Source organism: Pseudomonas sp. CIP-10, from assembly GCF_020911845.1.
Taxonomy (GTDB): Bacteria; Pseudomonadota; Gammaproteobacteria; order Pseudomonadales; family Pseudomonadaceae; genus Aquipseudomonas; species Aquipseudomonas alloputida.
Genome location: NZ_CP087160.1, coordinates 1230305 through 1255204, shown reverse-complemented (window position 1 = coordinate 1255204; position 24900 = coordinate 1230305). Strand labels below are relative to the sequence as shown.

23 protein-coding genes are annotated in these 24900 nt (G+C 64.0%); 9 read left to right on the top strand and 14 right to left on the bottom strand.

Going from position 1 to position 24900, the window contains the following annotated elements:
- The first annotated feature begins 59 nt into the window (after positions 1-59).
- The gene (locus LMH93_RS05650) at positions 60-1679 is read left to right on the top strand and encodes an FMN-binding glutamate synthase family protein (protein WP_004575669.1); all 1620 of its coding nucleotides are present in this window, start codon (positions 60-62) and stop codon (positions 1677-1679) included.
- 36 nt (positions 1680-1715) lie between these two features.
- Here LMH93_RS05650 and LMH93_RS05645 read toward each other — a convergent pair whose 3' ends face one another.
- Positions 1716-3134, bottom strand: a complete 1419-nt coding sequence (locus LMH93_RS05645) for an amino acid permease (RefSeq protein WP_003254987.1) — start codon at positions 3132-3134, stop codon at positions 1716-1718.
- A 389-nt stretch (positions 3135-3523) separates the two neighbouring features.
- On the opposite strand from LMH93_RS05645, the gene LMH93_RS05640 reads away from it, so the two are divergent.
- The 3 genes from LMH93_RS05640 (at position 3524) to LMH93_RS05630 (ending at position 8062) form a co-directional block, all read left to right on the top strand.
- Positions 3524-6673, top strand: coding sequence for a transglycosylase domain-containing protein (locus LMH93_RS05640; protein ID WP_182375563.1), 3150 nt, complete (start codon positions 3524-3526; stop codon positions 6671-6673).
- An 89-nt stretch (positions 6674-6762) separates the two neighbouring features.
- The gene (locus LMH93_RS05635) at positions 6763-7308 is read left to right on the top strand and encodes a PadR family transcriptional regulator (RefSeq protein ID WP_003254989.1); all 546 of its coding nucleotides are present in this window, start codon (positions 6763-6765) and stop codon (positions 7306-7308) included.
- Positions 7301-8062 carry a siderophore-interacting protein gene (locus LMH93_RS05630; protein ID WP_012051379.1) on the top strand — a complete coding sequence of 254 codons (762 nt, stop codon included), beginning with the start codon at positions 7301-7303 and terminating at the stop codon, positions 8060-8062. Before LMH93_RS05635 ends, LMH93_RS05630 begins: the two co-directional genes overlap by 8 nt.
- 311 nt (positions 8063-8373) lie before the next feature.
- On the opposite strand, the gene LMH93_RS05625 is transcribed toward LMH93_RS05630, so the two are convergent.
- From LMH93_RS05625 to LMH93_RS05570, 12 genes are read right to left on the bottom strand one after another with little or no spacing between them, the layout of a single operon-like run.
- On the bottom strand, positions 8374-9036 hold the full coding sequence (locus LMH93_RS05625) for a type II secretion system protein N (RefSeq protein ID WP_230064907.1): 663 nt from the start codon (positions 9034-9036) through the stop codon (positions 8374-8376).
- On the bottom strand, positions 9033-9419 hold the full coding sequence (gene gspM / locus LMH93_RS05620) for a type II secretion system protein GspM (RefSeq protein ID WP_003254992.1): 387 nt from the start codon (positions 9417-9419) through the stop codon (positions 9033-9035). The genes LMH93_RS05625 and gspM overlap by 4 nt, the downstream gene beginning before the upstream one ends.
- The gene (locus tag LMH93_RS05615) at positions 9416-10492 is read right to left on the bottom strand and encodes a type II secretion system protein GspL (protein ID WP_230064906.1); all 1077 of its coding nucleotides are present in this window, start codon (positions 10490-10492) and stop codon (positions 9416-9418) included. Before LMH93_RS05615 ends, gspM begins: the two co-directional genes overlap by 4 nt.
- Entirely contained in the window at positions 10489-11079 is a 591-nt protein-coding gene (locus tag LMH93_RS05610) for a type II secretion system protein (protein ID WP_012051376.1), read from the bottom strand. Before LMH93_RS05610 ends, LMH93_RS05615 begins: the two co-directional genes overlap by 4 nt.
- Complete coding sequence (locus LMH93_RS05605; protein ID WP_003254995.1) at positions 11076-11444, bottom strand: type II secretion system protein GspI; 369 nt, start codon at positions 11442-11444, stop codon at positions 11076-11078. Before LMH93_RS05605 ends, LMH93_RS05610 begins: the two co-directional genes overlap by 4 nt.
- Positions 11441-11872, bottom strand: coding sequence for a type II secretion system minor pseudopilin GspH (gene gspH / locus LMH93_RS05600; RefSeq protein ID WP_029615570.1), 432 nt, complete (start codon positions 11870-11872; stop codon positions 11441-11443). The genes LMH93_RS05605 and gspH overlap by 4 nt, the downstream gene beginning before the upstream one ends.
- 2 nt (positions 11873-11874) lie before the next feature.
- Positions 11875-12309 (bottom strand): type II secretion system major pseudopilin GspG, encoded by a 435-nt coding sequence (gene gspG / locus LMH93_RS05595; RefSeq protein ID WP_004575677.1) that lies wholly within the window; start codon positions 12307-12309, stop codon positions 11875-11877.
- 17 nt (positions 12310-12326) lie between these two features.
- A complete protein-coding gene (gene gspF / locus LMH93_RS05590; RefSeq protein WP_230064905.1) occupies positions 12327-13529 on the bottom strand; it encodes a type II secretion system inner membrane protein GspF in 1203 nt (400 codons plus the stop codon).
- 3 nt (positions 13530-13532) lie between these two features.
- Positions 13533-14981 (bottom strand): GspE/PulE family protein, encoded by a 1449-nt coding sequence (locus LMH93_RS05585; protein WP_003255001.1) that lies wholly within the window; start codon positions 14979-14981, stop codon positions 13533-13535.
- A complete protein-coding gene (gene gspD / locus LMH93_RS05580) occupies positions 14981-16717 on the bottom strand; it encodes a type II secretion system secretin GspD (protein WP_003255003.1) in 1737 nt (578 codons plus the stop codon). Before gspD ends, LMH93_RS05585 begins: the two co-directional genes overlap by 1 nt.
- A 21-nt stretch (positions 16718-16738) precedes the next feature.
- Complete coding sequence (locus LMH93_RS05575; RefSeq protein WP_070095972.1) at positions 16739-17161, bottom strand: pilus assembly protein PilZ; 423 nt, start codon at positions 17159-17161, stop codon at positions 16739-16741.
- Positions 17161-18801, bottom strand: a complete 1641-nt coding sequence (locus LMH93_RS05570) for a lipoprotein UxpA (RefSeq protein WP_230064904.1) — start codon at positions 18799-18801, stop codon at positions 17161-17163. Before LMH93_RS05570 ends, LMH93_RS05575 begins: the two co-directional genes overlap by 1 nt.
- Before the next feature lie 224 nt (positions 18802-19025).
- Here LMH93_RS05570 and LMH93_RS05565 point away from each other — a divergent pair, with 224 nt between their 5' ends.
- Positions 19026-21101, top strand: a complete 2076-nt coding sequence (locus LMH93_RS05565) for a PhoX family protein (RefSeq protein WP_230064903.1) — start codon at positions 19026-19028, stop codon at positions 21099-21101.
- Between the two features lie 259 nt (positions 21102-21360).
- Positions 21361-22332 (top strand): RHS repeat-associated core domain-containing protein, encoded by a 972-nt coding sequence (locus LMH93_RS05560; protein WP_004575683.1) that lies wholly within the window; start codon positions 21361-21363, stop codon positions 22330-22332.
- Between the two features lie 155 nt (positions 22333-22487).
- On the opposite strand, the gene gspK is transcribed toward LMH93_RS05560, so the two are convergent.
- Positions 22488-23453, bottom strand: coding sequence for a type II secretion system minor pseudopilin GspK (gspK, locus tag LMH93_RS05555; protein WP_004575684.1), 966 nt, complete (start codon positions 23451-23453; stop codon positions 22488-22490).
- Positions 23454-23598: 145 nt separating this feature from the next.
- Between gspK and tatA the strand changes: the two genes are divergently transcribed.
- The 3 genes from tatA to tatC are packed head-to-tail and all read left to right on the top strand — an operon-like array spanning position 23599 to position 24880.
- On the top strand, positions 23599-23832 hold the full coding sequence (gene tatA, locus LMH93_RS05550) for a twin-arginine translocase TatA/TatE family subunit (protein WP_003255011.1): 234 nt from the start codon (positions 23599-23601) through the stop codon (positions 23830-23832).
- Complete coding sequence (tatB, locus tag LMH93_RS05545) at positions 23832-24122, top strand: Sec-independent protein translocase protein TatB (RefSeq protein ID WP_003255013.1); 291 nt, start codon at positions 23832-23834, stop codon at positions 24120-24122. The genes tatA and tatB overlap by 1 nt, the downstream gene beginning before the upstream one ends.
- The gene (gene tatC, locus LMH93_RS05540) at positions 24119-24880 is read left to right on the top strand and encodes a twin-arginine translocase subunit TatC (protein ID WP_230064902.1); all 762 of its coding nucleotides are present in this window, start codon (positions 24119-24121) and stop codon (positions 24878-24880) included. Before tatB ends, tatC begins: the two co-directional genes overlap by 4 nt.
- The last annotated feature ends 20 nt before the right edge of the window (positions 24881-24900 follow it).

Sequence of the window (24900 nt, the reverse complement as noted above, 5' to 3'; positions counted from 1 at the left end):
CTATGGTCGGGGTTTGCCCCCAGGCCCTGAGCCTGACCGCGCCATCGCAAGGACCCTGTATGAGCCTGTCACTTCTCAGTCGTTATGCCTTCTTCGCCGCCTGTGTGCTGTTCACCCTGGCGAGCCTCCCCTTCAGCCACCACGAATGGTTGTGGCCGTTCACCCTGACCACAGGCATTCTCAGCCTGATCGGCCTGTTCGACCTGCTGCAGCAGCGCCACGCCGTCCGCCGTAACTACCCGGTTCTTGGCAACATCCGCTATCTGGTCGAGGCCATTCGCCCGGAAATCCGCCAATACTTGCTGGAGTCCGACAGCGATGCCCTGCCCTTCTCTCGCGCCCAGCGCTCGCTGGTGTATGCCCGGGCGAAGAACGAAGCCTCGGACAAACCTTTCGGCACCCTGATCGACGTATATGAATCCGGTTTCGAGTTCATCGGCCACTCCATGCGCCCGGCACCGCTGGCCGACCCGGCCAGCTTCCGCGTCATCGTCGGTGGGCCGCAGTGCAGCCAGCCGTATTCAGCGTCGATCTTCAACATTTCGGCCATGAGTTTCGGCTCACTCAGCGCCAATGCCATCCGTGCGCTCAACCAGGGCGCCAAACTGGGCAATTTCCACCATGACACCGGCGAGGGCAGCATCAGCCCCTACCATCGCGAGCACGGTGGTGACCTGGTGTGGGAACTGGGCAGCGGCTACTTCGGGTGCCGCACGCCAGATGGGCGCTTCGATCCCGAACGTTTCGCCGCCCAGGCGCGCAGCCCTCAGGTGCGCATGATCGAGATCAAGATGAGCCAGGGTGCCAAGCCTGGCCATGGCGGCATACTGCCCAAACACAAGGTCACCCAGGAAATTGCCGAAACCCGTGGCGTGCTGATGGGCGAGGATTGCATCTCACCGTCGCGCCACAGCGCCTTCTCGACACCGATCGAAATGATGCAGTTCATCGCCCAGTTGCGTGAACTGTCCGGTGGCAAGCCAGTGGGGTTCAAGTTCTGCCTGGGCCACCCGTGGGAATTCATGGGCATCGCCAAGGCCATGCTGGAAACCGGCATCCTGCCCGACTTCATCGTCGTCGATGGCAAGGAAGGCGGCACCGGCGCAGCGCCCGTGGAGTTCACCGACCATATCGGCGTGCCACTGCGTGAAGGCCTGCTGTTCGTGCACAACACCCTGGTCGGCCTGAACCTGCGCGACAAGATCAAGCTGGGCGCCAGCGGCAAGATTGTCAGCGCCTTCGACATCGCCAGCGTGCTGGCCATTGGCGCCGACTGGGCCAACTCGGCACGCGGCTTCATGTTCGCCATCGGCTGCATCCAGTCGCAAAGCTGCCACACCAACAAGTGCCCGACCGGCGTGGCCACGCAAGATCCGCTGCGCCAGCGTGCGCTGGTGGTGCCCGACAAAGCCCAGCGGGTGCTGAACTTCCATCACAACACGTTGCGTGCCTTGGCAGAAATGCTGGCGGCGGCCGGCCTGGAGCATCCGGCACAACTGGAGGCCAAGCACCTGGTGCGGCGCATTTCAGCCACCGAGATCAAGCTGTTCTCGCAGATGCATGTGTTTTTGAAGCCAGGTGAGCTGCTGACCGGCGAGGTGAATGGGCAGTTCTATTCGCGGATGTGGCAACTGGCCCGGGCGGACAGTTTCGAGCCGCACAGCGAAGTGGCGGCCTGAGAGAACGCTGGGGCCGCAAAGCGGCCCCACGTCAGGTCAGGAGGCGGTACTCGTCACACCTTGTGCGTCTTTCGGCGCCAGGCGGAACGTGTAATACAGCACCGTCAGCAGCACCAGGAACGCCGGGCCGATGTACAGGGCCACACGCGTATCCTCGAAGTACGCCATCAGCCCGACCACCAGCACCAGGAAGGCCAGTGCCAGATACGAGCTCAGCGGCCACAGCCACATGCGGTACTTAAGTGCCTTGCGCTCGGCCGTGGTAAGGCCGGCACGGAACTTCAGCTGTGCCAGCAAGATCATCACCCAGGTCCAGATCGCACCAAAGGTGGCGATCGAGGTCACCCAGACGAAGACCTTTTCTGGCACCAGGTAGTTGGCCAGCACGCCCAGCAGCAACGCGCCGATCGACAGCAGCAGCGCATTGCGTGGCACGCCGTTCTTCGAGGTGCGGGCGAAGGCCGCCGGCGCCTGGCCGTTCTGCGCCAGGCTATAGAGCATGCGCCCGGTGCTGAAGATGCCGCCGTTGCACGACGAAAGCGCCGCCGTGATGACCACGAAGTTGATGATACCGGCAGCGGTCTTGATGCCGAGGCGCTCGAAGGTCATGACGAACGGGCTGCCCTGGCTACCGATTTCGTTCCACGGGTAAATCGACAGGATCACGAACAACGCGCCGACGTAGAACAGCAGGATGCGCCAGAACACCGAGCCGATGGCCTGGGGAATGGTCTTTTGCGGGTTGCGTGCTTCACCGGCGGTGAGGCCGATCATTTCCACACCCAGATAGGCGAACATCACCATCTGCAGCGACATCAGCACGCCGGTCACGCCATTGGGCATGAAGCCGCCGTTGCTCCACAGGTTGGAGATCCCCACTGCCACACCGTCATTGCCAAAGCCGAAGGCAATGATGCCGATGCCGCCAAGCACCATGGCGATGATGGTGACGATCTTGATCAGCGCGAACCAGAACTCGAACTCACCAAAAGCCTTCACCGCCACCAGGTTGACCGCGCCCATGCTGCCCAGCGCCGCCAGGGCCCAGATCCAGCGCGGAACGTCGGGGAACCAGATGCCCATGTAGATGGCCACTGCCGTGATTTCGGCAACACAGGTCACCAGCCACAGGAACCAGTAGTTCCAGCCGGTCAGGAAGCCCGCCAATGGGCCGAGGTAATCCTGGGCATAACGGCTGAACGAGCCGGCGACGGGGTTGTGCACGGCCATTTCACCAAGGGCGCGCATGATCACCAGGATGGCCAAGCCGCCGATGATGTAGGACAACATGATGGCCGGACCGGCCATTTCGATCGCCTTGGCCGAACCGAGGAAAAGACCGACACCGATACAGGCGCCCAGCGCCATCAGGCGGATGTGCCGTTCGCCCAGTTCACGCTTGAGCGGGCCGCCTTCTGTGGCCTGGCCGTGGGCAGAGTGGTTGCCGACTGGCATAGCAATACAACCTCATTTTGTTATTGGATTTGACCTTCGTGCCGCCGCGACCAAGCCGATAGGCGTGGCATTGGCTTGCCAGGCTGGCCTTGTGGACCGGCCCGTGTGCCGGAGTAGAGCGCCCGGCAAGGCGAAGGGGGCGAGCAGTATAGGAAGACCGTTGTAGGAGTTTTCACTGTATATATGCAGAAATTTGGCTAGAACTCTGGGGCCGCTACCCGCCCCAAAAATCGCCGGGGCACCATAGCAACATCGGCCGTTGAAGGAACCCACACCAAAGCCGCATAGCCCCTCACCACTTTCCTTCTTCTTACAAATTTTTCACCCTATCCACTCAACGTCTAAGCTTCAGACAAGCAAGACGAAAATACTTGGCCGGATAGAAGACTATGGGCGCACTGTGGCAATCGGAACCAAGCAGAACGGAAGCACCCGAGATACCTCCGGCCGAGACGCCACAACCCAAGTCCCCCCGTCAGCGTCGGCTATGGTGGCGGCTGATCATCCTCATCCTGCTGGTGGCACTGGTAGCCATAGGTGTTGCCGCGTATGACGAATTCCGTACCTCCGAACTGCAATCGCGCGAGTTCAGCAAACTGGCCAGTACACTGACCTATTCGCTGCAACCCGGTCCCAGCGATGCCATCATCTACCCCGGTGACGGGCCGTTCGACAAACGCCTGGGCTATAGCGCCCTGGGTGAATTCCTGCCACGCCTGCTCAAGCGCGACTACCTCATCAGCGAACAGGTGAAGTTCTCACCCGCATTGATGAACTACGTCGATCATGGGCTGTTCGCGCCCTATATCGAGAAAATCCAGGCCGGCCTGTCGATCACCGACTGCCGCGGCGACACGCTGTACCAGTACAACTACCCCCAGCACCTGTACCCGGACTTTGCAGCGATCCCTCCCGTGATGGTCAACAGCTTGCTGTTCATCGAAAACCGCGACCTGCTGGATACCCAGGACCCACGTAACAACCCGGCAGTGGACTGGCCACGCTTTGCCAAGGCCGCCTACAGCCAGGTCGCCAAGTACCTGGCCCTGCCCGGCCAGTCTGCCGGCGGCAGCACCCTGGCCACACAGCTGGAGAAATATCGCCACTCACCCGACGGCCTGACGGTATCGGGCGCGGAGAAGATCCGGCAGATGATTTCTGCCAGCGTGCGTGCCTACCAGGGCGGCCCCGACACCACCGAGGCACGCCAGCGCATCGTGCGTGACTACCTCAACAGCGTACCGCTGTCGGCTGTGCCTGGGCATGGTGAGGTACATGGCATGGCCGAGGGCCTGCGGGTGTGGTACGGCGCCGACTTCGACCAGGTCAACCAGGCCCTGAACGCCACCGCCACCGACCCCGAGAGCATGGCCGCACGCGGCCTGGCCCTGCGCCAGGTGCTGTCGCTGATGATTGCCCAACGCCGCCCCTCGCATTACTTGTCCAAGGGCCGGGTCGAGCTGGCCGAACTGACCGACGCGCACATCCGCGTGCTCGCCGCCAACAAGGTCATCGATCAGCCACTGGCCGATGCCGCGCTGGCCAGCAAGGCGGTGTACCGCGACTGGGTCGCGCAGCCGACCATCGTACCGATCATTACCAACAAGGGCATCAGCCTGGCACGCAACCGCCTGTCGGCCATGCTCAATCGCCCGCTGTACGACCTCGACCGCCTCGACCTGTCAGCCACCAGTACCTTGCAGGCCGACCTGCAGTTGCAGATCAGCCAGTACCTGAAAAACCTTGCCGACCCGGAGTTTGCCGCACAGATCGGCCTGATCGGCGAGCGGCTGCTCACTGCCAAGACCACCGACCAGGTGAGCTACAGCTTCACCTTGTTCGAACGCACCGCCGATGGCTCGCGGGTCCGGGTGCAGACCGACAGCACCAACCAGCCCTTCGACATCAACGAAGGCAGCAAGCTGGAGCTGGGCTCAACCGCCAAGCTGCGGGTACTGACCACCTACCTTGAAATTATCGCCGAGCTGCACGACAAGTACGCCGGCAAACCTGCCGCCGAGCTGAAGAAGGTCGAAGTGGCCGAACTCGACCGCATCACGCAATGGTCGCTGGAATGGCTGGCGCAGAACAGCAAGAACCAGAGCCTTGACGCCATGCTCGACGCCGCGCTCGAGCGTAAGTACTCGGCCAACACCGGCGAAGCGTTTTTCACCGGTGGCGGGATGCATGTATTCAACAACTTCCGCAAGGAAGACAACAACCGCAACCCGACACTCAAGGATGCACTGCGCGAGTCGATCAACCTGCCGTTCATCCGCCTGATGCGCGACCTGGTGCGCTACGTGACTTACCAGCAGCCGTACAACCGCGTGCCGCTGCTCAAGGACGATGCCGACCCGCGCCGCCAGGAATACCTTGCGCGCTTTGCCGACAAGGAAGGCACCAACTACCTGATGCGCTTCTGGAAGAAGTACCAGCGTAAAACCTCGCAACAACGCCTGGACACCTTCCTCGACAGCATGCGCGTGACCCCGCAGCGGTTGGCGGCGGTACACCGCTACCTGTTCCCCGAGGCAGGCCAGGAAACCTTCAACGCCTTCGTGCGTGCCCACCTCAAGGGCGACAAGGCCGTGTTGGGCAAACTGACCGATGGCCGTCTGTCAGAGATGTACGCAGCTTACGGCCCCGGCAAGTACGACCTGCCTGATCAGGGTTACATCGCCAAGGTCCACCCGCTGGACCTGTGGCTGCTTGGCTACCTGCTGAAGAACCCAAGCTCGACACTGACCGAGATGATCAACGCCAGTCGTTTCGAACGCCAGGAGGTATACGGCTGGCTGTTCAAGAGCCGCTACCAGGGCGCCCGTGACAGCCGCATCCGCACCATGGTCGAAATCGAAGCCTTCCTCGACATCCACCAACGCTGGAAACGCGTGGGCTATCCATTCGACCACCTGGTGCCCTCATTGGCCACCGCCATCGGCAGCTCCGGCGACCGCCCCGCTGCCCTCTCCGAACTGGTCGGGATCATCCAGAACGACGGTGTTCGCCTGCCGACCCTGCGCATCGACACCCTGCACTTCGCAGCCAACACACCCTACGAGACCAAGTTGATCACAGACCCGGACCGGGGCGTGCGAATTCTGCCAGTCGAAGTGGCGCGTGCACTCAAAGGCGCCATGTCGCAAGTGGTCGATGCAGGTACCGCGCGGCGTATTTCCGGCAGCTTCAAGCTGCAGGACGGCACCCCACTGGTGATGGGCGGCAAGACCGGTACCGGCGACAACCGAATCGAGAGCTTTGGCGCCGGCGGCCGGCTGATCGGCTCGCGCTCGCTAAACCGCACCGCCACCTTCGTGTTCTTCCTCGGCGACAACCATTTCGGCACGCTGACCGCCTTCGTGCCGGGTCGCACGGCAGAAGCGTTCAAATTTACTTCGGCGCTGCCAGTGCAGGTGCTCAAGGGCATGGCACCGATCCTCATGCCATACCTGCAGCCTGGCAATCCGAATGAGTGCAAGCCGCCACAGGTTGCCCTGCACACACCACCACCGACAGGGAACACATCGACGCAGTAGATGATAATCATCAGCATTAAAGGGCTTGTCTTTAGATATATCTTGAGTAATATCTTAAGATATATCGCAAACGACGGAGCCCTATCCTTATGCGCGAACATCCCCCTCATGATCCCTTCGAGCGGCGCCCCGCCCGTGGCGAGCGCGGCCCGCGTGTCTTCGCCCCGGGTGACCTCAAGCTGCTGATGCTGGACTTGCTGGCCGAGCAGCCCGGCCACGGTTACGACCTGATCCGCCAGATCGAAAATCTGTTCGACGGCAGCTACAGCCCAAGCCCTGGGGTGATCTACCCCACGCTGAACTTCCTCGAAGAGGCCGAACTGATCAGCGGCCAGGTACAAGGCAGCAAACGCCTCTACGCCATCACCGATGCCGGCCGCAGCGCCTTGGCGGATCAGGCAGTAGCCCTGGATGGCGTGCGCATGCGCATCGAGGTCAGCAAACGCGCCCTGCGCGGCCACGACCGCCCGCCAGAGATTCATGAAGCGGTCGGCAACCTGCGCCATGCACTGCACATGCACAGCGGCCGCTGGACAGTGGAAGAAATCGAACGGGTCCGTGACCTGCTCAACCATACCGCCAAGGCCATCGCCTCCGGGCCCACCGAACCTTTCAGGGAGACGCCCCATGAGTGACACCATTCACCGCGTAAACCACGAGATCCGCCAGCGCCGTCTGCAGGTGCTGCGGGTCACCGAGCTGACCCCGCGCATGCGCCGCATCACCCTGGGGGGTGCCGAGCTGCAAGGCTTTACCAGCGTTGGCAGCGACGACCATATCAAGCTGCTGTTCGCCGAAACGCCGGAGCAACAACAGGCCATCGAGGCCCGCAACCTGGGCAAGGACGGTGGCGCGCGGCCCACCATGCGCGAGTACACACCACGGCGCATCGACCTGGTGGCACATGAGCTGGACATCGACTTCGTGCTGCACGGCGACGGCCCTGCCTCTACCTGGGCCGCGCAAGCCGCGCCCGGGCAAACCCTGGACATCGCAGGGCCACGGGCCTCGCTGGTGGTGCCGGATATTTTCGACAGCTACCTGCTGATCGGTGATGAAACTGCCATCCCGGCCATTGGCCGTCGGCTGGAGGAGTTGCCGGCGGGCCGCCAGGTGCTGGCAGTCATCCAGATCGAAGACGAGCACGAGCGCCAGCCGCTGCCAAGCAAGGCGCAGGTGGAAGTGATCTGGGTACGTCGCCAAGGGGAAGACTTGTTGGAGCTGGTGCGGAACCTGAGCTTGCCGCAAGGCCAGCTGTATGCCTGGGTAGCGCTGGAAAAAGCCCTGACTCGCCAGGCCAAGGCGTTGTTGCTGGAGAAAGGGGTAAAGGAAGACGCGCTAAAGGCTGCAGCCTACTGGCGGGCCAACGGGACTGCCGACGACGAGTGATCGTGATTGCCTGATCTGCCGTCTTCGCGGGCAAGCCCGCTCCTACACTGATCGGGGATGGACACAACTCGGCGGTTGGACACAAATCGGTGGTTGGGCACAAATCGGCGGTTGGGCACAAATCGGCGGTTGGACACAGGCCGTTGTAGGAGCGGGTTCACCCGCGAACACCGGCGCAGCCGGTGCCACGCAACGCGCCGCCTGCTTCGCGGGTATGCACCATCGATACGACCAAGCGCTTCAGCCCCGAGCACCTCAGAAAAGCTCGACCGCTCGCAGCGTACCTACAGGAGGCCGCGCCACGTTGTTGCTTACCAACGAAGGTCTCGCTGCCCCGCCAAGGCCTGCGGCCCAAGCCATTGGGCCCCACGCAACAATGGCGTCAACTGCGCTTCAGGCTGCAGCTGGAACACCACCTGCGCCTGGCGTCCTGGCAGGTCGGCATCCACGGCCAGTTGATGTTGCCCTTGCTGCGCCAACTGCCCGCGCAGGTGCCAGCCACTGCGGCAATCCATTTCCAGCCAGCCGTGCCCAAGGCCTAGGGACCAAGGGTCGCTCAGGGCAAGGTCGGTTACGATCACGCGGCCTTCACTGGCCTGGCATTGCCGCCCTGCCCCCTGCATCCTCAACACACCCTGCCACTGGCCGGCCAGGCGGTAATCCGTCGAGACCGTCGCCAAAGGCCCCTTGGCTGATGCCTCCAGCCGCCAACGCCAGGGCCAGCCTTCTGCACGCAACTGCCAGGCCTGCCCCTGGAACCCCACTTGCGCATTCGCCTGCAAGCGCCAGGGCTGCAGCGTCCAGCGCAAAGGCCCGACCGGCCCCCATTGTTGTGCCTGCCCTTGCCAGAGGCTTCCACCGACATCGCCTACCGGCAGGCCGAACGCACGCACCACCCAATTGGCCGGAAGCTCGATAAACAGCGTGAGCACGAATACCAGTAACACCCAGGCCATTGCTGCACTGCGGCTCATGGCTGCACCACCAGATCAAATCGCAAACCCTTGCCCTGCTGCTCCAGCCCCCATTGCAACGGCAGTGCGCCTTCTGCACGCAGGCTCTGCACCCAGCCTTGCAGCATGCGCTCATCGGCCACCTGCCCGCGCAGTTGCCAGGCCTTGCCTTGCGTATCGACTTCGGTCAGTTCAACCCCACGGGCCTGGGCCGACTGACGTAGCCGCTCCAGGTTCAAACCGGGCCCGCCTTGCAGGCTGGCCGCCTGTTCGGCCAGCACACGCCACTGGCCAAGCACGCGCCATTGCGCAACGCCTTCGCGCAGGGCCAGGAAGGCCAGCAGCAGGGCGATCAGTCCCCAGGCGAACGTGAAGCGATGACGCTGTAGCCAGTCCCGGTTCATGAGGCTGCTCCCAGGTCGAAGATCACTTGGCCTTCTTGAACCTGCACTGTGGCGCCAGCGGCAGCCGCCATATCACGCCATGGCGGCGCACTGCCCTCGCCCTCCAGGCGCAGGTGCCAACGCTGACCATCGAAGCGCACCGCTTGCAGGCGCAAGCCGGGGTTGGCACGCAGCCAGGTCTGCAAGCGAGCCTGCAGGTCGTCTAGCTGACGTGTACGCAGTTGCTGCTGCAGTACGCTCTCGCGCAGGCGCTTGAGGGCCTGTGCCGCGTGCCGAGGGCTGGCCTGCTCGCCGGTCACGGCAACGACCTGGTTGCGCCAGAGTTGCGCCTGACGCCATTGCTGGCTCACCCACAGGCCACCCCAAACGGTGGCCAGCACCAGGCAAGCTGCCAGCAGCCGCTGCTGCTGGCGGGAGGCCGCCGGCAACGAGCACACCTTGCGGGCGCGGTCGAACAGGCCAGGCAATGTGTCGAGCGGCGCAAATACGGTTGGCCAATTGCCGCTCAGCGACGTCTTGTGCAGCCCTGCCCACGGTGGCTGCGGCACGCCACCCAAGGCATCAGGCCATGCCAGCCAGTGCTCCTGTCCGTCTTCGGCCAAGCCTTTGTAGAAGGACAGCCCGGGGGTGCGTTGCCATTGCCAGGCGCATCCTGGCGCGGGCGAAGGCAGCAGCTGCAGCTCCGCCCAGCAACGCACCGTCTGCAAGCCCCATTCGGCACATTGGCCACGCCAGTCATCCAGCTGCTGACGCGCCACTACCAGCAGACGAAGGTACCCGGGTTCACGGGCCAGGCAGGCACAGGCCACCTCATGCGGGGCCTGCAGCAAGCGATCCTCAAGCAGCAAAGGCCACTCTTCGCGCTTGAGCCCGGGCGGGGCCGGCACGCGAAAATGACTGCACGCCTCGGCAGGCAGGACCAGCGCAACATGGGCCTGCGGGTTGGCCGGTGGCTCGCCCTGCCCCTGGCTTTGCAAAATACCGTCCTGGACCAGCGCCCAATGCCAGGCAGTACCCGGGCGCACCAGCAGCCACGCCTGGGCCGGCATACGCCGCCGCCATTCAAATTTCATGAGCGCCCCCATGGAAGGGCGAAGGTGCAGACATAGGGGGCTCCATCACGCAGCAGTTCCAGACGCACACCACGGCCTGGGTGCACCGGTTGGTCAGAAGGCCAGGCCAGCCAGCGGCCGCCCTGGTAGTACAGAACGTTCATGGCGCTGACCTGGTCGAGTCGTTCGCGCTGTACCCAGCGCGGGGCGACAGCGGCGTACAAGTCCGCCGAGCTTTCCAGCAGCAGGCGTTGCTCGCGGGCCTCGAACCGCAGGCGCTGGCGTTGCAGGCGCGAGCCACCTTCGGCTGCCGGCAGGCCGGTGCTGGCGACCCACAGCAACTGGTTGCTGGCGGGCTGCCAGTCCAGCCAACGGCTGGCCAGCGGCAGACGCTGGTCGTAGACACGGCGCAGCACCGGGCTGTCGAAGCGCCGCTCCAGGGCCAGGCAAAAGTCCAGCACCGAGGTTTGCCGAATGGTGTCCTGCAAGCGTTCGCGCACCTTCAGCCAGCCGTTGACCAGGGCGGCCAGCATGATGCCGAGCACGGCCGTCAGGGCCAGCGCGACCATCAGTTCGATCAGGGTCAGACCTGCCTGGCGATGTTTCATGGGCGCTCCAGAAACACGGTGTACTGGCCCAGTGGCAGGCGCTGATCGCGGTCAGCGAACAATTGCAGTTCGCCACGGCGCAGGTCTCGCACGCCAGTGCGGCGCAGTTGCAGTTGCCAGTGACACCGTTGGCCACCTTGGCCGAGCTCGCCGGCTACCTGGTTTTCGGCAGGCCAGTACTGCTCGACGGCAAAGCGGGCTTGCAGCTCACGCGCGCACAACAGGCCAAGGCGGTGCTGTTGCAGGTTGTCCTGAACGGCCAGCCGCTGGCGCAGCACCTGGCTGGTGATCACCGCCAGCACGGCAGCGATTGCCAGGGCTACGGTCACCTCCAGCAGAGTGAAACCACGCTGTGCTTGCTTCATGGCACGACCCACATGCCATCGGTGCGGCTCCAGGCCCATTGCTGACTGCCATCGGCCCAGCGCCAGCGCACACTACCCGCCTGCGCCCAGCCATGCGGCGTGAACAGCACGCGCGGTTGCGGGCTGGCCGGCCAGTCCGGGTGCAGGCCCTTGGGCCAGTCGCCGAGCGGGACCGCTTCGACCACCCAGGCATTGCCCTCGCGGCGGACGAACTCCGGTCGCTGGCCATTCCAGCGCAGCCCGCGCAGTTGCCCGGCATGCCGGGCCAGCGCGGCCTGGCTGCGGACCTCGACCGCCAGCCGTTGCAAGGCCTGCTCGACACTGGCCTGGCCGTTGCCAAGGCCGGCCACCGCCAGCCCGGTCATCAGCCCGGCAATGGCCAGTACCACCAACAGTTCGATCAGGCTGAAGCCGCGCTGATGACGCACCGTTACAGCGCCCAGTTACCCAGGTCGGCATCCTGGCCTTCGCCGCCCGGCAGGCCATCGGCACCCAGCGAGTACACATCGACCCGGCCATGTTCCCCAGGCATGCGGTACTGGTACGGGGTGCCCCACGGGTCCTCCGGCAGGCGACGCACGTAGCCATCACTGCGCCAGGCCCGAGGCACTGGCTCCTGAGCCGGCTTTTTCACCAGCGCGGCCAGGCCCTGTTCGCTGCTGGGGAAGCGCAGGTTGTCCAGCCGGTACATGTCCAGCGCCTGCTCCAGAGTGGCCAGGTCGGCCATCACCTTCTGCTTCATGGCCTTGTCCTGGTTGCCCAGCACGCTGGGCGCCACCACGGCGATCAGCAGGCCGATGATGAAGATCACCACCATGATCTCCATGAGGGTGAAGCCGCGTTGGCGGTTACGTCGATGCTGCATGGCAATACTCCTTGTCGTCACAATTGCAGGCCCTGGTTGAGTTGCATGATCGGCAGCAGCACCGCCAGCACGATGAACAGCACCACGGCGCCCATCACCAGGATCATCAGGGGTTCGAACAGCGCCATGGCGGTATCGACCTGGCGGGCAAAGCCGCGCTCCTGGTCGTCGGCCACGCGCTCGAGCATGTCCGCCAGGGTGCCGCTGGCCTCGCCGCTGCCGACCATGTTCACCAGCAGCGGCGGGAATTGCTGGCTGGCATCCAGCGCACGGTGCAGGCTGGTGCCGCCCTGCACGTGTTGGCGCACCTGCTCCATGGCCAGGCGGATACGCCGGTTGCCGATGGTTTCGGTGGCCACTTGCAAGGCTTCGAGCAGGGCCACGCCACTGCCACAGAGAATCGCCAGGCTGCGCGCAAGGCGCGCGCTCTCCAGCACCTGCAGCAGGCTGCCAATACGCGGCAGGCGCAGCAGCAGCTGGTCGCGACGCAGGCACCAGTGCGGTTTGCGCAGCAGCCAGCTGCCCAGCCCCCCGAGCAACAGCGCCCCCCCTAACAACCAGGGCCCGGCGTGCACCAGCCCCTGGCTCAGGCCGATCAGCAACGAGGTGATCAGCGGCAGGCTTTGCCCGGCGTGGGCGAATTGCTCGGTGAGTTTGGGCACGACGAACGTCATCAGGCCCATCACCACTGCCAGCGACACACCCATCAGCACAGCGGGGTAGATCAGCGCTGTGCGGGCCTTGTGTTGCTGGCGTTGCACCTGCTCCAGGTGGTCGGCCAAGCGGGTCAGCACCTGGGCCAGGTGCCCGGAACGTTCGCCGGCCTCGACCAGCGCGCAGTACAGGCCAGTAAACGGTGCGCCCTGCCGGGCCATGCTGCGGGCCAGGCCCAGGCCTTCGGCGAGTGAGCCGCGCAAGGCCACCAGCACACTGTGCAGGGCAGGCTGACGCAGTTGCCGTTCAAGGGTGGCAAGGGCATCGACCAAGGGAATGCCGGCCCCGGTCAAGGTGGCCAGCTGACGGGTCAGCTCACACAGCTGGGCGCGGCTCAGGCGCTGGCGTCGAGGTTGTCGGCTGCCGGCGTCATGACGCTGCAACTGGCGGGCGAACAGGCCCTGCTCGCGCAACAGCTGGCGGGCGTGGCGTTCACTGTCAGCCTGCAGGCTGGCCTTGTGCGATTTGCCGGCGAGGTCAACGGCCTGGTAGCGATAGGTCGGCATGCCTTAGCCCTGCACCACGCGCAGCACTTCGGCCAGGCTGGTCTCACCGCGGGCCAGGCAATCGCTGGCCATCGCCACCAGGCTTTGGCGCCGGTCAGCCAGATAGTCCTGCATGGCCAGCTCACTGGCGCCGTCGTACAACAGGCCGATGAGCCCAGCGTCCAGCTCGATGAATTCGTACAGCCCCAGTCGCCCGATATAACCGCTGCCCTGGCACTGCTCGCAGCCCACGGCATGATAAGTGCTGTCCAGTGCCGCCAGCTCGGGCCACAGCTCGCGCTCGGCGGCCTGTAGCGGGTGCGCCACCGCACAGCCGCACAAACGCCGCACCAGGCGCTGGGCCAGGACGCCGCGCAGGCACGAGGCGATCAGGAAGGGCTCGATGCCCATGTCGCGCAGGCGGGTCACTGCGCCTACCGCGCTGTTGGTGTGCAAGGTCGACAGCACCAGGTGGCCGGTGAGGCTGGCCTGCACGGCGATCTGCGCAGTCTCCTGATCGCGGATTTCGCCGAGCATGATCACGTCAGGGTCCTGACGCAGGATGGCGCGCAGGCCACTGGCAAACGTCAGCCCGGCACGCGGGTTGATGGCGGTTTGGCCAATGCCGGCGATGGCGTACTCCACCGGGTCCTCGACGGTGAGGATGTTGCGGCTGCCGTCGTTGAGGCTGTTCAGGCTGGCGTACAGGGTCGTGGTCTTGCCCGAACCGGTCGGCCCGGTGGACAACACGATGCCGTTGGGCCGCGCCAGGCAACTGCGCAGGCCCTGCAATACCGCTGCCGGCATACCCAGGTTATCCAGCGCCAGCAGGCTGGCCTGCTTGTCGAGCACGCGCATCACCACCCGCTCGCCGTGGATGCCGGGCAAGGTCGAGACCCGTACGTCCACTTCGCGCCCCGCCGCGCGCAAGGTGATGCGGCCGTCCTGGGGCTGACGCTTTTCAGCAATGTCCAGGCGGGCCATGACCTTGATCCGTGATACCAGCATGGCCGACAACGCACGTGGAGGGCGCAGCACCTCACGCAGGTGGCCATCGACCCGCAAACGCACCACCAGGCTCTGCTCGAAGGTCTCGATATGGATGTCCGAGGCGCGCAGCCGCAGCGCCTGGCCGAACAGGCCGTTGATCAGGCGGATCACCGGGGCTTCGTCGTCGCTTTCAAGCAGGTCTTCGATGCGCGGCATCTCGCTCATCAGGCTATCCAGGTCGACCTGGTCGCCAATGCCTTCGATCAGCGCTTCGGTGGCGGCATCGCCAGCCTGGTACAGCTGGCCAAGGCGCTCGTCGAACAGCGAAGGTTCCAGGTATTCGAGCAGGCTTGGCTGGCCATGCACACGCAGCAACTCCTGCAACTGGGCATTGTCGGCGTCGGGCCGCAGCCATAGCTGCCAGCCCTGCTCTGCCGGGGCCATGGCCACTCCGCTCTGCCGTGCCTGGCGATAGGGCAGCATCACCAGTCACCGCCTTCCAGGCGTGCGCGGCTGGCGGGGAATACCTGCAACAGCCGCGCGCCCTCTGCAAGGTCCGGCAATTGCAGCGGTGTGGTCTGCTGCAGGGTGCGGTACTTGTCTTCACTGAGGCCCGCCAGGCTCGGGCCGTCGCGCAGAATGCGCGGGCGGATGAACACCATCAGGTTCTGCTTGGTGTTTCTGGTGGCATCGGAGCGGAACAGCCGGCCAAGATAAGGAATGTCGCCGAGCAGCGGCACACGCTGGTTGCTGGTACTCAACTCGTCGCTGATCAGGCCGCCAAGTATCACCAGGCCGTTGTCCTCGACCATGACCTTGGTCTTGATCTCGCGCTTGTTGGTGATCACGTCGCTGGCCGAGCTGGTGTCGGCAATCGACGACACCTCCTGAACGATGTCCAGGCGCACGCTGTTGTCGACATTGATCTGCGGCTTGATGCGCAGCTTCACCCCGACTTCCTTGCGCTCGATGGTCTGGTACGGGTTGGCGTTGTTCTGCGTCACGGAGCCGGTGACGAAGGGCACTTCCTGGCCAACCAGGATCGATGCCTCGGCGTTGTCCAGGGTCAGCAAGGTGGGCGTGGACAGCAGGTTGAAGCCGCTCTTGCCCTTCAGCGCGTTGACCAACATGGCGAAGTTGAAGCCCCCGCCGAAATGGCCGATGCCCGCCGTGGCACCGGTGGTGGTGGACAACAGATCACCCAGGGCCTCGTTGTCGCCACTGGCGGCGGCCCCGGCAATGCTGGCGATATTCACCCCGTTACTGCCGAAGTTGACGATACCGGCACCGAACTTCTCGTCGGCGAACAGCCACTGAACGCCCAGCTCCTGGGCGCTGCTGTCGGACACCTCGGCAATGATCGCTTCGACCACCACCTGGGCACGGCGAATGTCCAGTTGCTCGACAATCGCCCGGTACGCTGCCAGCTCGCTGTCGGGGCCGACCATGACCACGGCATTGGTCCCTTCTTCGTATTCCAGGCGGATACCCGGGCCACCGGAGGCTGGCATCACCGGCCGGTCCTTGCCCTCTGCCTCGCCCGCGCCTTCAGCCGGCACCGCCCCTTCCTGGCTGAGCCCTCGCAGCACCTTGACCACTTCACCAGCATTGGCATGGCGCAGGTAGATCACCTGGGTGCTGCCGCTGCCCGGTGCCTCTTGAGGGCGGTCGAGCTGGCGCAGCAGGCTGGCGATGCGTTCGAGGTTGCTGCGCCAGTCAGTCACCACCAACTGGTGCGCCGCCGGGTACGGTGTAATCACCCCTACCCGCGGGTCGATCAGCGGTTTGAGGATGCCCAGTACCTGTTCGCTGGCGGCGTTGCGCACGCTGAATACGCGGGTGGCTACGCTGTCGCTGCCCTCGCCCTGCTGCCCGCCCGCCTCTACCGGCACCGGCTCCAGGCGCGCGGCCTGGTCGGGCACGATTTTCACGCTGCCGTTGGGCAGGTCGACGGTGGCATAGCCCTGGGCGCGCAGTTGGGCCAGGAAGATGTCGTAGATAGCGTCGGCGTCGTGCAGGTCGACAGTGCGCACGGTGACCTTGCCCTTGACCCGGGGGTCGACGATGAAGGTGGTGCCGGTGATACGCGACACGCTGTCGATGAACTCGCCGAGTTCGGTATCGACGAAATTCACTTCGTACATCGGCGTACCGTTGTCATCGAACACCGGCTCTTGGGCATAGGCCATGGACAAGGCCAGGCTCAGCGCAGCCGCCATGCAGTATCTAACAGGCATCGTTCATCCTTGCCGCTTGAAGCCGGTCACGGCGGGGCGTGGCGGCCAGGGCAGGCGCTCACGCCGCCCCTGGTTGTTGAAAATCAGGCCATCGCTGTCGATGTCCTGCAGCACGATCCCTGGCGCCAGGCGCTGACCGCGGGCCAGGGTGCGCACTTGCTCGCCGTAGCGCAGCACCACCACACTGGCGGCCAATGGCTGGGCCTTGAGGCCGCCGAGGTATTGCAGCGGCAGACGGGTAATGGTGATGGCGCCGTCGTCGGGCGGCGCCTGCCAGTGACCGACCATCAGCCCGGGCAGCAGGCTGTCAGCCACCGCAGACGCCTTGGCCGGGTGTGGCTGCCGGCTCAACTGCAGCACACACTGCGCAGACAGCCAGCCGGCCAGGGTCAGGCCAGCGCCGGTGAGCAGACGCGAGGTGAGCATCACGAGGCCAACTGCCGTGGATGCCAGCCTGGGTGCCCCTGCACGTAACGCACTTCGGGCAGTTGCAGCGGCGCCAGTTGCCAGTTGTCAGGCTGACGGGCCAGCCAGGCTTCGACCCGCTGCCACAGTGGCTCGCCGACCTGGCTTTCGAATTGCAGGCCAAAGGTGCGGCACAGGCCCTGCACCGGCTCCAGCCCCGTGATGCGCTTGCCTTGTGGGCTGTAGCTGACGCTCCAGGCCTGGCCCTGCCAGCGCGGCAGGTCCTGGCTGTTGTCCAGCAGCAGCGGGTCACCGAACAATTGTTCAGCGGCGTTTTCCAGCACTTGTTCGACCTGCCTGGCCGGTGCCTCGACCACTGGCGCCGGGTAGCCACCGGTAAGGCTGATCAGGTGTTCGCGGGTAATGGGCGCCCCTGCTGCCAGCGGGTAGTCATAACGCAGGCCCGGCAACAACACGGGCATGCTGCTATCGTCGGCCAAGGCTTGATGCAGCAGGCAGTCCCAGCTGCCGCCACGGGTATCGCGGCGCCACAAGGCCTGGGGCGCGCGGGCCAGCGGCTGGTCGAGCCAGGCCGCGTGGCCGGCCCGTTGCTGGTGCAGTTGCGCCTGCAGTTGCGCGACACGCAGCTGCGCGGCAGGCGCCAGTTGCTGTTCAAAGGCCGGGAAAAAACGCCCGTCGAACTGCCACTGGCCGGCCACACGCTGGCAGCGCAGGCGGAAGGCACCGCTGCCCCGGCAGCCGGCAAACAGCACCGGTACGCGGCGACCGCTGGCCTGGGTGACCTCGACCGGCGCGGGCCACAGGTCCTGACCACGGGCGCACAACAGCACGTCGATTTGCGGCACCCGTTCAGCCAGCCACAGGCCGGGGCCCGTGCCTGCATCGGCCATGGCCACCACCAGGTCAGCCTCGTGCCGGGCTTGTTCGAATACCGGCAGCAGAGACTGGTACCACTGTTTAAGTGAGGCTTTCTGATCCTGGGCGTACGGGTCGGTCACGCCGACCACTGCGATACGGGCACCGCCGCGCTCGAAAACGTGCAGGGCTTGCACACCCAGTGCCTGGCGTTGTGCGTCAGCCAGCCCGGCGCCGAGGGTAATGGCGCTGGCCTGGCGATACAGGCCCGTGCTGCGTTGTGGCCACAGCACACGCTCATCGCTGCTGACCCGCGCTTCGATGCCCAGCAGTTGGCTGCCTTGCACACCACTTTCGCCCTGGGTCAGGTACGCCAGGCCACTGCCATTCCAGCCCTGGCCGTTCTCCAGGGTCAGGCTGTTGCCCGCACCGGCCTCGCCACGCAGTTGTTCCAGCAACGCCGCGAGCACCGCATAACCGCCCAGTTGCGCTGTCGTTGCCTGGCTGGCATCCAGCAGCGGCGCCAGTTGCGGGTAGGCGATACTGGCACTGCGGCCAGTCATCCAGGGCGCGCGGCCCAAATGGCTGACCGGCCCCAACCGGGTAGCCGGTACCACCGCCTGGCCAGGCTGGCGGGCATCGAGGGTATCGGCGACGTACAGCAAGTCGAGCTGGGCGTTGCCGCCCTGCTGCCCTGGGAAGGCTGTGCAGGCGCCGAGCAGCGGTGCCAAGGCACCGATACCCATCCAGCCGATCACTTCGCGCCTGTGCACACTGCTCGCCATCGCATCCGCCATCCTTATCCACGTCCATTCAGGGACCCGGATGTTGCGGCGTTGGCATTACAGTTTGATGGCAGAAATCCGACAGCAATTCCAATTTGATCTGTAGACCACAAATCTAAGAACTGGCAGTTTTAAAAGCTCGTTAACATTTCTGCCAAGGAATCATCACACTTGCGCCTTAAAGTCGCGGTTTCCTCCAACTCAGCCAACACAAGGACACCCTGATGAGTCGAGATACCGGCGACAACCTGGACCGGAACCAAAGCGGCAACCTGCCGATGGCCAACGTCATGGACGCCTACCTGAGCCGCCGCAGCGTCATGCGCGGCAGCCTGGGCGCCGCCATCGCCATGATCGCCGGTACCGGCCTGACAGGCTGCTTCGACGGTGGTGGTTCCGATCACGATGATCCGGTCACCGAGCCCCCGGTGACCGAACCGCCAGTCACCGAGCCGGAAGTGCCGAAACTGGCACTGGGCTTCCAGTCCATCCCAGGCTCGCGCACCGACGCCTGTGTAGTCGCCGCCGGCTATAGCGCCTACGTGCTGGCGCCCTGGGGGACGCCACTGAACAGCAACGGCAACCCGTGGAAGTCCGACGGCAGCAACACCTCGACCGACCAGGCCAACGCCATGGGCATGCACCACGACGGCATGCACTTCTTCCCCATCAACGGCAGCTTGGAAGACGGCCTGCTGGCAATCAATTTCGAGTACATCGACACTGCCGCCCTGCACCCGGCCGGCCCCACTACCGATGTCAACGGCAAGCGCCCGGTTGAAGAAGTGCGCAAGGAAATCAACGCTCACGGTGCTGGCGTTGTACGCCTGCAGAAGATCAACGGCCGCTGGCAAGTGGTCGACAACGACCCGCTGAACCGTCGCTTCACCACGGCTTCACGCATGGAAATCACCGGCCCGCTGCGTGGCACCGACCACGTCAAGACCAAATACTCCACTGCTGGCACCCACTGCCGTGGCACCAACAACAACTGCGGCAACGGCTACACCCCGTGGGGCACCTACCTGACCTGTGAAGAGAACTGGCCGGGCATCTTCGTCAACAAGGGCACCCGCCCCGAGGACCAGCGCCGCATTGGCGTGGGCACCTCCAGCGGCCAGTACAAGTGGGAAACCGCTGCCGGTGACGCCAGCGAAGTGGACGACGAATTCACCCGCTTCGACGTTACCGTCAAAGGCGCCAGCGCCACCGACGACTACCGCAACGAAGCCAGCACCTACGGTTACATCGTCGAGATCGATCCGTACAACAACAGCACCCTGGCCACCAAACGCACTGCGCTGGGCCGCTTCCGCCACGAGGGCTGCGCCCCCGGCCTGCCCGTCGCCGGCAAGCCGCTGGTGTGGTACATGGGTGACGACTCGAACAACGAGTACCTGTACAAGTGGGTGTCCACCGCCGTGTGGGACGCCGCTGATGCCAACCCGGCCGACCGCCTGGCCACCGGCGCCAAGTACCTCGACCAAGGCAAACTCTACGTGGCCCGCTTCAATGCCGACGGCACCGGCGTATGGCTGCTGCTGGACGTGGCCACCGCCACCACCGGCGGCAGCACCCTGGGCGCGCTGTATGGTGACCTGCCGGGCATCATCCTCAACACCCGTGGTGCTGGCGACGCCGTGGGCGCAACGCCGATGGACCGCCCGGAATGGACCACGGTCAACCCGCTGAACGGCGACGTATACCTGACCCTGACCAACAACAGTGCACGTACCCCGGACAAGGTCGATGCAGCGAACCCACGCGGCCCGAACCGACACGGCCACATCATTCGCTGGCACGACAGCGACGACCAACTGAGCTTTACCTGGGACATCTTCGTGTTCGGCGCCAACGCTGCCGGCACCGCCGACATCAACCGCTCCGGCCTGACCGAACTGAACCAGTTCGCCAGCCCCGACGGCATGAGCTTCGATAGCCGCGGCGTGCTGTGGTTTGAGACCGACAACGGCGAAACCACCTTGACCGACTACACCAACGACCAGTTGCTGGCGGTGATCCCTACCGACCTGGTGGATGCCAGCGGCAAGCAGGTGCCGGTGAACGCACAGAACCAGGTGGACCTGCGGCGCTTCTTTGTCGGGCCAAATGGTTGCGAGGTGACCGGTATTACCTTTACCCCGGACAACAAGACGCTGTTCGTCAACATTCAACACCCGGACAACTGGCCGTATACCGACAAGGCGACCGATGCGACGCCGGCTGGGGCTACCGTGCGGCCGCGGGCTTCGACGGTGGTGATCCAGCGGATCGATGGCGGTGAGATCGGCACCGCCTGACCTGCGGTAACACAGCCAGCCTTGTGCTGGCTGTGCAGGCCTCTTCGCGGGTGAGCCCGCGCCTACCAGGGATCGCGTATTTCGTGGAGCGGCCTTATGTTGCGATGGGCTGCACCGCAATCAGCAAACGTTCTCTTTCAACTTTGCTCGGAAGCCGCATACACAGTGGCGTGTCCAAGCGACCTGACAAATCTGCCAGTAGACATCAACATGCGCGTAGAAAATCATTAGCCCACCTACCACTCCACGGATCACGCATATGCGCTCAACCAAGTGGCTGTCAAACAGGAAAAATTTCTTCTTCCAAGTCGACCATTTGGCTTGTGAAGTCGGTGACAGCCCACGTCAATTGTTACGGGGCAATGGTATCGCTTTAGCAGAGTTAGACGCCCCCACACAGGCAGGCCTGATCCTACAGTCTGACCATGCAAATACTGCTTTGCGCATCGTTCCTGAAGGCTTGCCACAGAACTATACACCCTATGGTTTTCTTCACACGCTGCCCGCTTCACAACTTGTCGCGTATAGCGGGCAACGACTTGATCAGATGCTGCACTGTTACCCACTTGGCAATGGGCACCGATTCTACAGCCCCACGTTGAGGCGATTTATCCAACCTGACACTCAGTCTCCATTTCGTAAAGGTGGGACCAACGGATACAGCTATTGTCAGAACGACCCCATCAATCGTAATGACCCGACTGGACAGTTTTGGGAGTGGTTCAGCCGAAGCGTGCAGCGAGGAGTGAGTCGAGCAGTGAACTGGGTGGTCGGTCAGCTTCCACGCATTTCTGTAGTCAGACCACTTTTAAGTACCAGTAACGGCAACAGCACCGTTCAACATCTTGATCCGAGAATCAATTTGTATAGGGCAGGACAAACCCCGCCACCCAACGCGCCCCACGTTACCCTAGAGATCAATGGAATCGAGACCATTGCGCACGGGGCAAGGGAAATTTTCAGGAGGTCAAATGATCTAGCCGAATTCTGGGGAACTATGATGACCCGTTACGAAAATGGTGCCATATCAGGTGGGCTCGGTTATGGAATATATCTTGCGAGTCACAGCGCCGTTGGCGCAGCAAGTATACCTGTCGGTTTTGCCGCCGGTACATTAACTTACGCCTATCTCGAGCGCAACGTGTACAGAGATATGGCATTACAATTACGAACCGGAACTGATCAAATGCCCCATTATCCTTATAGTCGTTATCGTTATGACTCGGAATAGTGGAAAAGTTTGGAAGACGGTGTGAGCTTGTGCAGCGCTTTCCAAGCATGTATCGCACCACCATCAGCCGCACGACGAGTTGAGGAGAAGGGCGGCCGCGGGCCTCTACCGCGGAGCGATGGTGGTGAGATCGGCACTGCCTGATCTGCGGTAACCTACCAGGCTATAGGCTCTCTACTACGCACCCGCACCTGCTGTGCCGGCACCCGGGCATGCCATTGCACCACCCCCAGCGCCTCCACCTGGAACTCGCTGCGCATCACCCGCCCCTCTTCCTCGAACGACAGCTGCAACAGAAAATGCCCGCTGTTGAGCAGCAGCCCTTCGCTCAACCGTTCGAACGTTTCGTCATCCACCGCCCCCAGCGCCTGACGCAGTGCAGCCGCGTCCACATACCCCGACGCCGGCCTGCCGCTGACAATGCGGCTGAGCAACGAACGCGAGTAACGCCCTTCATACAGCGCCTCCAGCAGGGGCAGATGCTCCAACCCCAGCGCATTGGCGTTGAGCCGCCAACCCGTGGTCTGGGGCAAGGCGCACAGCATCGGGTAACGCGCCTGGCGGTTGGCGTCCGGCTCCAGCAACAGGTTCAGCTCGCTGGTGTCGAGCATCGGCTGGTCAGCCGCCAGCCGTGGCGGTTGCTGACGCAGGTACTGGGCGCTCTCGGCGCCCTGCAGGCGGGCATCACTGTCGGCATCGAGCCAGTCGGCCAGGGCATCGACCAGGCGTTCGGCCGCCATGTCATTGCCCAGCAAATAACGCAACTGGCGCTCGGCGCGTTCGCCATCGGCCCCCAGCAACGCATTGACGTTGAAGCAGGTGTGCTGGTCGCGTACCCGCAACTGCGCCTGGCCAGCGCCAAAATCGTAGTTAAGCGGCTGCCCGCGCAAGGCTTGCCAGAACAGCGGACTGAGCCGCCAGGCGGGGTCACGCAGGGCCTGCCCGGCATAGGCCAGGCCGGCCTGCTCCATGGCCCGCACCTGCACTCGCTGGTGCAGCAGGCGCACTTCGTCGACCTGACGCCGGCCATCTTCCACCAGCCAGGCCATGCCCGCCGCCAGCATTGCCAGCACCACCATCACCATCAACAGGGCCGCACCCTGCTGTTGCCTTCCACCCATCGGTGCGTGCCTCGCTTGCGGAATAAAAACGCCAGTCAACACGCGGGGTGTTTCAGGTAGATGGCAGTGCCCGTTCGTCATGTGCTCGTCATCTAGGCAAGGCAGGATTGCCCTTCCTTTTCATGACCTTACAGGAGTGGTCGCTATGGGTGGCATTGGAATCTGGCAACTGGTGATCGTACTGCTGATCGTGTTCTTGCTGTTTGGTACCAAGCGCCTGAAGGGGCTGGGTAGCGATGTGGGCGAGGCGATCCAGGGTTTTCGCAAGTCCATGGGTGGTGACAATGACGCCAGCGCCGCTGACCAGGCGCACGTGCAGCAACAGTGCCCGCTGAACGGCCAAGTTGCCCAGCAATCTCAAGCGGACCGCCAGGCCTGATGTTCGAGGTAGGCTTCAGCGAGTTGCTGCTGATCGGCGTCGTCGCGCTGTTGGTGCTGGGCCCCGAGCGCCTGCCGGTAGCAGCCCGCACCCTCGGCCGCGGCCTGGGCCAGGCGCGCCGGGCCATGCACGCCTTGCGCACGCAGGTGGAGCGCGAAATCGAGATGCCCAACCTCGACCAGGCACCTCTGCAACGCCTGGAACAGGAGATCCGCCAGGGCATCAGCCTGAACGCGGAACCGGCCAATGATGCGGCCACGGCCGTGCTGCCCAAGGAAAATGCTTCATGAGTATTGCCATGGACCCTGCCGCGAGCATGCCCCTGACCGAACACCTGCGCGACCTGCGCAAACGCCTGGTGCGTTGCCTGGCGCTGGTGGCCTTGGTGTTCACCGGCCTGTTCCCCTTTGCCCAGACGCTGTACACGCTCATATCCGAGCCGCTACGGCGCTTTTTGCCGGAAGGCGCGAGCATGATCGCCACCAGCGTCACCTCGCCCTTTCTGGCACCGTTCAAGCTGACCGCGATGTGCGCCCTGTTCCTGGCCATGCCGCTGCTGCTGCATCAGGCCTGGGGCTTTCTGGCGCCGGGGCTGTACCGCCGTGAACGGCGCATTGCCCTGCCGCTGCTGGTATCGAGCATCGTTTTGTTCTATGCCGGCATGGCGTTCGCGTTCTTTCTGGTGTTCCCGATGATGTTCGGTTTCTTTGCCAGCGTGACGCCGGACGGCGTGGCGATGATGACCGATATCAGCCAGTACCTGGACTTTATCCTGGCGCTGTTTCTGGCCTTCGGGCTGGCGTTCGAGATCCCGGTGGCGACGTTCATCGTGGTCTGGGCAGGGTTGGCCGATGTGGCCACATTGCGGCGCAGCAGGCCCTACGTGGTCGTCGGGTGCTTTGTGGTGGGGATGATCCTGACACCGCCGGATGTGTTTTCGCAGACGATGCTGGCAGTGCCGATGTGGGTGCTGTTCGAGGTGGGGTTGCTGGCTTGTGGAATGTTGAAGCGGCCGGAGCCAGGCAAGGAGATTGTGGCTGGATTGTAGAGCCCTTTCGCGGGCACGCC

Excerpts from the sequence above, each read along its gene's own strand:
- LMH93_RS05650 (WP_004575669.1), top strand. The coding sequence starts at position 60 with ATGAGCCTGTCACTTCTCAGTCGTTATGCCTTCTTCGCCGCCTGTGTG.
- LMH93_RS05645 (WP_003254987.1), bottom strand. The coding sequence starts at position 3,134 with ATGCCAGTCGGCAACCACTCTGCCCACGGCCAGGCCACAGAAGGCGGC.
- LMH93_RS05640 (WP_182375563.1), top strand. The coding sequence starts at position 3,524 with ATGGGCGCACTGTGGCAATCGGAACCAAGCAGAACGGAAGCACCCGAG.
- LMH93_RS05635 (WP_003254989.1), top strand. The coding sequence starts at position 6,763 with ATGCGCGAACATCCCCCTCATGATCCCTTCGAGCGGCGCCCCGCCCGT.
- LMH93_RS05630 (WP_012051379.1), top strand. The coding sequence starts at position 7,301 with ATGAGTGACACCATTCACCGCGTAAACCACGAGATCCGCCAGCGCCGT.
- LMH93_RS05625 (WP_230064907.1), bottom strand. The coding sequence starts at position 9,036 with ATGAGCCGCAGTGCAGCAATGGCCTGGGTGTTACTGGTATTCGTGCTC.
- gspM (WP_003254992.1), bottom strand. The coding sequence starts at position 9,419 with ATGAACCGGGACTGGCTACAGCGTCATCGCTTCACGTTCGCCTGGGGA.
- LMH93_RS05615 (WP_230064906.1), bottom strand. The coding sequence starts at position 10,492 with ATGAAATTTGAATGGCGGCGGCGTATGCCGGCCCAGGCGTGGCTGCTG.
- LMH93_RS05610 (WP_012051376.1), bottom strand. The coding sequence starts at position 11,079 with ATGAAACATCGCCAGGCAGGTCTGACCCTGATCGAACTGATGGTCGCG.
- LMH93_RS05605 (WP_003254995.1), bottom strand. The coding sequence starts at position 11,444 with ATGAAGCAAGCACAGCGTGGTTTCACTCTGCTGGAGGTGACCGTAGCC.
- gspG (WP_004575677.1), bottom strand. The coding sequence starts at position 12,309 with ATGCAGCATCGACGTAACCGCCAACGCGGCTTCACCCTCATGGAGATC.
- gspF (WP_230064905.1), bottom strand. The coding sequence starts at position 13,529 with ATGCCGACCTATCGCTACCAGGCCGTTGACCTCGCCGGCAAATCGCAC.
- LMH93_RS05585 (WP_003255001.1), bottom strand. The coding sequence starts at position 14,981 with ATGCTGCCCTATCGCCAGGCACGGCAGAGCGGAGTGGCCATGGCCCCG.
- gspD (WP_003255003.1), bottom strand. The coding sequence starts at position 16,717 with ATGGCGGCTGCGCTGAGCCTGGCCTTGTCCATGGCCTATGCCCAAGAG.
- LMH93_RS05575 (WP_070095972.1), bottom strand. The coding sequence starts at position 17,161 with ATGCTCACCTCGCGTCTGCTCACCGGCGCTGGCCTGACCCTGGCCGGC.
- LMH93_RS05570 (WP_230064904.1), bottom strand. The coding sequence starts at position 18,801 with ATGGCGAGCAGTGTGCACAGGCGCGAAGTGATCGGCTGGATGGGTATC.
- LMH93_RS05565 (WP_230064903.1), top strand. The coding sequence starts at position 19,026 with ATGAGTCGAGATACCGGCGACAACCTGGACCGGAACCAAAGCGGCAAC.
- LMH93_RS05560 (WP_004575683.1), top strand. The coding sequence starts at position 21,361 with ATGCGCTCAACCAAGTGGCTGTCAAACAGGAAAAATTTCTTCTTCCAA.
- gspK (WP_004575684.1), bottom strand. The coding sequence starts at position 23,453 with ATGGGTGGAAGGCAACAGCAGGGTGCGGCCCTGTTGATGGTGATGGTG.
- tatA (WP_003255011.1), top strand. The coding sequence starts at position 23,599 with ATGGGTGGCATTGGAATCTGGCAACTGGTGATCGTACTGCTGATCGTG.
- tatB (WP_003255013.1), top strand. The coding sequence starts at position 23,832 with ATGTTCGAGGTAGGCTTCAGCGAGTTGCTGCTGATCGGCGTCGTCGCG.
- tatC (WP_230064902.1), top strand. The coding sequence starts at position 24,119 with ATGAGTATTGCCATGGACCCTGCCGCGAGCATGCCCCTGACCGAACAC.